The sequence below is a fragment of the Streptococcus danieliae genome, assembly GCF_013415245.1.
Lineage (GTDB): Bacteria > Bacillota > Bacilli > Lactobacillales > Streptococcaceae > Streptococcus > Streptococcus danieliae_A.
The window spans coordinates 1-1,065 of the sequence record NZ_JACBXX010000197.1; the positions used below are offsets into that span (position 1 = coordinate 1).

2 protein-coding genes and 1 pseudogene are annotated in these 1,065 nt (G+C 42.3%); all 3 read right to left on the bottom strand.

Annotation, left to right across the window (positions count from 1 at the left end):
• Positions 1-316: 316 nt before the first annotated feature.
• Positions 317-658: a DUF1372 family protein gene (locus HZY94_RS09005; RefSeq protein ID WP_179925869.1), complete on the bottom strand. Its 342-nt coding sequence runs from the start codon at positions 656-658 to the stop codon at positions 317-319.
• Positions 651-806: a hypothetical protein gene (locus HZY94_RS09010; RefSeq protein ID WP_179925870.1), complete on the bottom strand. Its 156-nt coding sequence runs from the start codon at positions 804-806 to the stop codon at positions 651-653. The genes HZY94_RS09005 and HZY94_RS09010 overlap by 8 nt, the downstream gene beginning before the upstream one ends.
• 127 nt (positions 807-933) lie before the next feature.
• Positions 934-1,065: pseudogene (locus HZY94_RS09015) on the bottom strand (IS30 family transposase); the annotation flags it as partial.

The following is a 1,065-nucleotide window of genomic DNA, read 5'->3' on the forward strand; positions in this document are numbered from 1 at the left end:
GAAGAGCTAAAAAACTACGCTAAGGCTCCATATACAACACCCAAATAAGAAAAAAGACTAGCCAAATCCCTTGGGGCACAAGGGGTTAGCTGGTCTTTGTCTATTTTTAGGTGATAAAGTCGGGATTACATCGCAAACAGTGGAATTCGTAATATTTAGCCATTCTCTACCTCCTCTACCATTCTTCTCCCCCCTTTTTCTTCGTCCCATTCCGAGCAATATGGACAATAACCATGTACACAAACGGGTTCACGTTCTTCATCCGACACAATCCCGTAGTTTAGATGGCAATTTTTGCAAATAAAAGTGTCCTTAATCATCCCCCAACTCCTTTCAACACTTCCACGCGCTCTGTTACCTCTCCAGGCATTTCATCGCCAACCTGCACATTCTCGTAAGTCTCTTTGCTTACTAGGAAATTCCCATAGCCAGCGACGACAAGTGTATACTTGCCGTCTTTTTCGTGCTTCTGGACCACCTTTCCTACCGTAGTTTTCGGATTGTGGATATAGCGCTGGGCCAGCTCTGTTCGTTGCAGTCTCTGCTCCAGTTCATTCAACTGGATGCCTTGATAAAGCTGAATAAAGAAGATGAACACCAGCATGATCCAAACGCCAAACATGGCTGTCTCAAAAATTCCCTCTTCTCTGTTAGTCATGCTCGCTCCTTTCCAGCATATGGTACGGAACTGTATCTCCATTTTCCCATGCGTGATAGTCGTAAGGATTCACATCAACCCAATTCCCATCGACCAGAAACTGATACATCCCAAGCCTTGCATCGCAACGTTTATCCTCAAGTTTCATGATCCAGCTCCTCATATTCTAGGACGCCGAGAAAACTAATATTCACAGCCTCATCCTCATAAATGTGTAACGTGTATTTCAATACCTCAATGTTATTATCATTTATAAGCTAAATTTCAAGTTGAAATTAGCCACCACTAAGAAATTCCTTTGGTGACTTGTAGTCCAAACATTTTTTAGGATAATTGTTTATCCAATTTTCAATAAAAGCGACTTCTTTGGGAGTTGTTTCTTTGGTCCCTTTTGGTAACCACCTGCG